Origin of the sequence: Nonomuraea basaltis (assembly GCF_005893125.1) — a bacterium.
Lineage (GTDB): Bacteria > Actinomycetota > Actinomycetes > Streptosporangiales > Streptosporangiaceae > Nonomuraea > Nonomuraea basaltis.
This window is the reverse complement of record NZ_VCJS01000398.1, coordinates 1-6,585: the sequence shown is the minus strand read 5'-3', so window position 1 is coordinate 6,585 and position 6,585 is coordinate 1. Positions and strand designations below refer to the sequence as shown.

General features: G+C 69.8%; 7 protein-coding genes. All 7 read right to left on the bottom strand.

Annotated features, from left to right (window positions below):
- Positions 1 to 783: hypothetical protein (locus EJK15_RS66600; RefSeq protein ID WP_138720485.1), on the bottom strand; the 783-nt coding region annotated here is incomplete at its 3' end.
- A 3-nt stretch (positions 784 to 786) separates the two neighbouring features.
- A complete protein-coding gene (locus EJK15_RS66595; RefSeq protein WP_240778083.1) occupies positions 787 to 2,019 on the bottom strand; it encodes a KAP family P-loop NTPase fold protein in 1,233 nt (410 codons plus the stop codon).
- Positions 2,020 to 2,132: 113 nt separating this feature from the next.
- Positions 2,133 to 2,846 (bottom strand): GAF and ANTAR domain-containing protein, encoded by a 714-nt coding sequence (locus tag EJK15_RS66590; protein ID WP_138720483.1) that lies wholly within the window; start codon positions 2,844 to 2,846, stop codon positions 2,133 to 2,135.
- Between the two features lie 186 nt (positions 2,847 to 3,032).
- Entirely contained in the window at positions 3,033 to 3,908 is an 876-nt protein-coding gene (locus EJK15_RS66585) for a 1,4-dihydroxy-2-naphthoate polyprenyltransferase (protein WP_138720482.1), read from the bottom strand.
- 14 nt (positions 3,909 to 3,922) lie between these two features.
- Entirely contained in the window at positions 3,923 to 4,411 is a 489-nt protein-coding gene (locus EJK15_RS66580; protein ID WP_138720481.1) for a GNAT family N-acetyltransferase, read from the bottom strand.
- A gap of 163 nt (positions 4,412 to 4,574) precedes the next feature.
- Positions 4,575 to 5,087, bottom strand: coding sequence for a CGNR zinc finger domain-containing protein (locus EJK15_RS66575; RefSeq protein WP_138720480.1), 513 nt, complete (start codon positions 5,085 to 5,087; stop codon positions 4,575 to 4,577).
- A gap of 25 nt (positions 5,088 to 5,112) precedes the next feature.
- On the bottom strand, positions 5,113 to 6,528 hold the full coding sequence (locus EJK15_RS66570; protein WP_138720479.1) for an aminotransferase-like domain-containing protein: 1,416 nt from the start codon (positions 6,526 to 6,528) through the stop codon (positions 5,113 to 5,115).
- Positions 6,529 to 6,585: the final 57 nt, after the last annotated feature.

Sequence of the window (6,585 nt, the reverse complement as noted above, 5' to 3'; positions counted from 1 at the left end):
TGGGTCGGAGATGTGTAGGCGGAAGGTCCACCGGTGGTGCGCGAGCGCCGCTATCTGGCTGGGGGTCAGCGGGCTCAGGTCGGTGATGTGGCCGCGCCTGGCGAACTCCTGCCGGTCCGCGTCCGTGAGCTGGACGGCATCCGCGTGCCGGTAGTCGTCGACGGTGAACACCACGACCGTGCTGGTGTTCTCGAACACCTTGATGGCCTGGGTGATCAGCTCCTTGGTCGCCACGCCCTCGTACCGGATGCCGAAGCCCACGTCGCGCGCGGCCAGGAGCGCGGCGGCGTAGTCGGCGATCGGCTGCAGCTCGTATTCGTGCATGGCCTGGTCGGACATTCGCCGGCTCAGGTCGGTGAACATGCCGGCCAGATCTGGAGGGATGACGATCTGGCGGGACATCAACCGGCTGCGCAGCCAGAGCAGGGTGGAGCGCAGCGTCCGGTAGGCGTCGTGCGTCATCTCGCCGCGCTCGGCGCAGTGCGTCAACAGCGTGAAGTGGGGCAGGTGGGCGGCTCGGGCGTGCTGATAGCGGTACATGATGTGGTTGGCCAGGGAGGTGCGGCCGCTACTGCCCACGCCGGTGATCAGGAAGAAGGCCGGTTTCTCCGCCCCCACCGCCTTCTCCACGGCCTCCTCGACCGCGGTCGGGCGGATGAACCCCTCGAGTTCGAGGAGCAGGTCGCGGTCGGCCTCGAGGGCGAGAGGATCCAGCGGCCCGCCGGCATAGGGGTTGCCCGAAGGCAGCCCGTACAGCTCGTAGCGGACATCGGTGAAGGGCATCTCTCACCCGCCGATCATGGTCAGGTAGGCGGGTAGCTCGCCCGCGGCCGCCTCGAACGTGGAGTCGGCGAAGAGGGGCCCGAGGAAGCCGTAGGAGTCGTAGTAGCCCCTGGTCAGGGTCCTGAGCCGCTCCGCCTGCGCCTTGAAGCGCGCGTCGAACTGCGGCGCGTTGGGCGACAGCCTGGTCTGGTAGGCGAGCTCGAGCGCGACGAGCAGGTCGGGTGCGCGGACCACGTCCGCGAACAGCTCCGGGCTCTGCACGCGCAGCACCACCAGGCGGACGACCAGGCTCTGTCGCAGGCCGGCGAGGCCGGGAGTCCGCTCGACGATCGCCTCGGTCACGCGCAGCAGGTTGAGCACCCGTTTGATCTTGCGCGGGTTGGCGGAGACGATCTTCTCCAGCGTTCCCGCGTGCTTCCTGGCCAGCTCCCCAGGGTGGGAGTCGAGAATGAACCGGCCGACCTCGGCGGGGCCGAGCGGGTAGAGGTGCAGCGGGAGCTGGATCATCTTGTCCAGGTACTCGTCGCCCAGGCGATCCGCGGCCGAAAAGCCGAACGGCCGGTACTTCAGCGACACGCCCCGATCGACCACCTCCTTGGCCAGCGCGATCAGCACGAAGACGTGCTTGACGTCCAGGAAGAGCTTGATCGACTCCAGCACGTCGATGATCTGGTCGGGCTCGCACCTGTCGAGGTCGTCGACGAAGAAGATGATCTTTCTGCCCTTTTCCGCCAGCCGGTCGGCCTCCTCCTGCAGCAGCTTGCGCAGGCGGCCGGTCTGGCTGTCCACCTGGCCGCGCATTTCGGCGTACTGCTGGGCGAGCTTGCCGATCTTCTCCACGCTCACCGAGCCCAGGTTCATCCTCTTGAGCATCTCGTCGGCGGCGAGATTCAGCATGATCGCGCTGAGCCGTTTGACGGTGTCGGCGAAGCGGTGCGCAGGGTCCTCGTCGAGTTCGGTGTGCAGGGCGTTCAGGAGGGGGAGCAGCATCTGCGGCTCGCGGCGGTGCACCCAGGGATTGAAATGCACACGTACGAACTCGTCGCCGTGCCGGTCGAGGAGCCGCTCGTCGACCATTTTCAGCAAGGTCGATTTCCCGCTGCCCCAGGCGCCGAAAATACCTATGGTGAACGGCGTCTCCGTGCGGGGATTTGTAATGACCGAAACAAGCGGATCGACGTATCGTCGGAACTGGAGAAGGTCTCCACGCCAATTGACCGGCGCGTCCGAGAGCATTGCGATATCGGCCATCGTTAGCCTCCAGCAAGAGGATGCATCCTCCAGGCCCCGGAATTCCGTTGGTTATCGAACTGTGATAACACGCGTGGCGGGCGAGCTCGATCCCGTCGCTATGCCTGGCCGGCTCTGCGCGGCGGCGGGTCCTCGAAGCGGGAGCGCTGCGGCGGCTCGCCGGTCACCTTCTCCACGATGGTGGCGGCGACCTGGTGCAGCTTGACGTTCTTGTCCTGGGAGACGTGGCGGAGCACCTCGAACGCCTGGTGGGAGGTGCACCGGCGCTGCGCCATGATGATGCCGAGGGCCTGGTCGATGATCGCGCGGGTGGTGAGCGCTTCCTTGAGCTGCGCGGCGACCTCCCGCATGCGGGCCGCGTCGAGCGCCGTGCGGAACAGCAGGCCGATGTGGCCGGCGGTCACGCGTACGGCGACCCGCGTCTCCTCACTGAAGCCGCCGGACCGGTCCGAGTAGAGGGTGAGCACACCCAGCAGCCCGCCGTCCGACTTCAGCGGCTCGGAGTGCACGCTGAACAGGCCGGACTCCGCGGCGAAGCGGGGCCAGCGGGAGTCCTCGCCCAGGTCGGTGGCCGTCACCGGCTCGCCGGTGTCGAGCGCGTCGATGCAGGGCCCCTGCTCGGCGGCCGACTGCAGCCCGTCGAGCAGCTCGGCCCGCGCGTGCGAGCAGGCGACGGTACGCAGGCCGTTCTCGGCGCACAGCGCGATGCTGACCATCGGGGAGTCAGGCATCGCCCGGGTGGCGATGGCGACGCACTCGGCGAGTGCGCGTTCGAACTCCTCGATGTCCGTGTGCGCGCCTGGCCGGTTCAACAAGATCCCTCGCGCTTGGGCTTCCGGACCGCTTGACCAGAAAGCCTGCCCGTTCAGGGGCCTTTTAGGCTAGCCCCTCATGGCGTCACTCGCGCGACGTACGCGTCCACTCGTTGAGGTGCCTGGGCAGTGAACGCGTTGCGCTGGAGCTGGGCCGCACCCGGGCTGCGCCTCGGCGTCCATCCGCTAGAAGATGATGGCGAGGCCCACCGCGAACAGCAGTCCGTACGCCATCTGCAGCTTGCCCGTCTGCTGCAGCACCGCGATCAGCGCCGGCCCCACGGCCTTGTCCAGCACGGTCCTGATCGGGGAGATCGCCAGCGGCACGGCGAGCAGCACGAGCGCCGCCCACGGCGTGATGGGCACCATCGCCAGCGCCACCACGAAGGGCACGACCTGGCAGACCACGTACAACGTACGAGTGCGCTCGGGGCCCAGCACGACCGCCAGCGTGCGCTTGCCCGCCTGGCCGTCGGTCCCCACGTCGCGCAGGTTGTTCACCACGAGCATGGAGCACGACAACAGCCCCACCGGGATCGACGCGAGGAACGCCGGCCAGCTCAGCGACTCCGTCTGCACGTACGCCGTCCCGACCACGGGGACGACGCCGAAGAACACGAACACGGCCAGCTCGCCCAGCCCGCGGTAGCCGTACGGGCGCTTGCCGCCGGTGTAGAACCAGGCGGCCGCGATCGCCGCCGCGCCCACCAGCAGCATCCACCACGCCCGCGTGACCAGGACGAGGACGAGCCCGAGCACCGCCGCGAGCGCGAAACTGCCCAGCGCGGCGGTCAGCACCTGCCGCGGCGTGGCCGCCCGCGAGCCCACCAGCCGCATCGGGCCGACCCGCTCGTCGTCGGTGCCTCGGATGCCGTCGCTGTAGTCGTTGGCGTAATTGACGCCGATCTGCAGGGAAAGCGCCACGAACAGCGCCAGGATCGCCCGCCACCACACGAAGCCGCCCTCGCCGATCGCCACGCCGGTGCCGACCATGACGGGAACTATGGCGTTGGGGAGCGTACGCGGGCGGGCGCCGGCGATCCACTGGCCGGGGGTTGCCATATTCGTCGAAACCTCTAGCTGATGTCCGTCGTGAGCCTGACCATCCGGATCGGACGGCCCATGTCGAGGACGCGTTCGGCCATGTCCTCGCCCCAGCCGGCCGACTCCAGGAACCCGAGCACCGCGTGGTTGTCCGCGAACACCCAGGTGACGATCTGCCGGAAGCCGTCATCGCGCAGGTAGTCGACGGTGGCGTTGAGGAGGCGGCTGCCGTGGCCCCGGCGGACGAAATCGGGGTCGACCAGCAGCGTCAGCATCTCGGCCACCATGGTGGGGTCGAGGTCGGGATCTTCGGCGGGCGCGTGGGAGGCCAGGCCGACCACGCGCTCGCCGCCGCGAGGGGTGACAAGGGCGGCGCTGCCGCCCGCGCCGAGGGCGGGGAAGCCCTCGGTGTCGAGGATGGTCTCCACTGCCACCAGGACCCGATGCATGGGGGTGGGCGGGGCGACGATCGCCTCGTCCCACTGGCGCAGCCACATCTTCTCCGCCGCTGCCCCGGTCATCTGCTCAAGCGGACCCTCCGGGAGGAAATCCCGATAGCCATAGCGCCAGGCGCGAATCTGACAATTCGCAACCTGGAGCACATCCTCGCGCCGGGCCGCCCGGACGCCTACGTCTGCCATCTCGGCCCGCTCCTTCGCCTGCCGTAATGCCACAAGGCACGAGTTACACCGTATCGGTGTTTGACCCTTGGAGACGACGCGAACCCCGCTTCCTCGCCCGGTAAGCGCGTGTCTTGGTGCGGTTGCCGCATACCCGCATGGAACACCACGAGCGGGAACGGTTCTTCGACGAGTCGATGAACGCCCACTGACAGGTTCCCTCCGCGCAGACCTTGAGCCGGTCCCACGACGGCCTCACCGTCGCAGCCGCGATCGTGGCCAGCCCGCCCGGCACCCCGCTCCGCGCCGGCACCAGCGCCGGGCTCCCGTTCTGGATGCCGACCTGCAGCGGGAGTGCGGGCAGGTCGGCCGCCTCGCGCCTGAGCGCCGCCCGAAGCCCCTCGCGCAGGGCGTGCGCGGTGTGCAAGTCGTCGTCGGTGGCGTGGTCGCGCGGGCCTATGAGGCCACGTTCGCGCAGCCAGAGGGCCAGTTCGGCGGGGGAGGCCAGCTCGTCCGTGTCGGACTCGACGTCGTAGGTGTTCACGAAGTCTCGGATGAGCTCCGCGGAGAACGACATGCAGATCACTCTACTGGCATGGTGATCAGGCCCGATCGAGCTGCCGGGTGCCGGCCAGGGCCTGGGCGAGGCGCCGTACCCCCTCGTGCAGCTCGGGCAGGTGGGTGGCGGCGATGTGCGTCACCCTGATGCGCGGCCCGGGCGGCTCGGACGGGTAGTACATCCTGCCCGGGCTCACCAGCACGCCGTTCCGCCTGGCGGCCTCGACCAGCGCGTTCTCGTCGACCTCGGCGGGCAGGCGGAGCCACAGGTGCATCCCGCCGATGGGCAGCAGGTGGAGCTCTGCCTCCGGCATGCGCGCGGCCAGCGCGGCCGCGAGCGCGTCGCGCCGGGCCCTGATCTCGGTGTGTACGGCCGCCAGATGCCGCGGCCAGGCCGGCGACCGGACGAACTCCAGCGCCGTCTCCTGCAACGGCCGCGCCACGAAAAAGGACTCTACGAGCTGGCTCGCCCGCAGCCGATGCGCGGCCGGCCCGCGAGCGATCACGGCGGCCACCCGCATGCTCGGCGACAGGATCTTCGTCAGTGAGCCCACGTGGACCACGGTCCCGTGCTGGTCCATGGACATCAGTGAGGGCGGCGCGTGCTCGGTCAGGTAGCGGGCGTAATCGTCCTCCACCACGAACGCCCCCGCCGCCCTGGCCACCTGCAGCACCTGCTCGCGGCGTTCGACGGGCAGGGTGGCGCCGGTCGGGTTGTGCAGGGTGGGCTGGCAGAAGAAGACCCGCGCGCCGGTGACGGCGAACGCCTCGGCCAGCAGCTCCGGACGTACGCCGGCTCTGTCCATGGGTACGGCGGTCGGGCGCAGCCCGGCCGCCTTGGCCGCCGCCAGCGCCCCGGGGTAGGTGGGGGTCTCGACCAGCACCGGCGTGCCCGGAGCCGCCAGTGCTCTGAACGCGTGCGTGAGCGCCGCCTGGCCGCCGCTGACGATCAACGCGTCGGCCGCGGTCACGTCGCCGCCGGCCTGGGTCGCGAACCACCGCCGGAGCTCCGGAAGCCCCGTCAGAGGCGGCTTGGCCCAGGCGTCCGGGCGCCGTACCGCGCGCGCCGCCGCGGCCCCTAGCTGCTTGTCCGGGCGCAGCCCTGGGTGCGGATAACCGCCGGTCAGCGGCACCATGCCCTCGGGAGCCGAGGCGAGCAACGCCGCCACCGGCCCCTCGTCGACCACCCGGTCCCCGAGCGCGACCGTCTGCCAGGACAGGTCTGCGGTGTCCTGGCCTGCCGTGACCTGGTGCTGCGCTACGAAGGCGCCGCTGCCCGGCTTCGTGACGACCCTGCCCTCGGCCGCCAACTGGCCTATGGCGCGGGAGACGGTGACGGGGCTGACGTTGTGCCGGCGCATGAGCTCCCGGCTGGAGGGGAGTCGCGCGCCCGGGCCGAGCCGGGTGGCCTCTTCGCGCAGTATCGCGATGATCTGGGCGATACTGCTATCGTGGTTCATGGAAGATAAGAATAGCGCTACTGCCGCTGACGGAGTAGCGGTCCCGCCCCATAGACC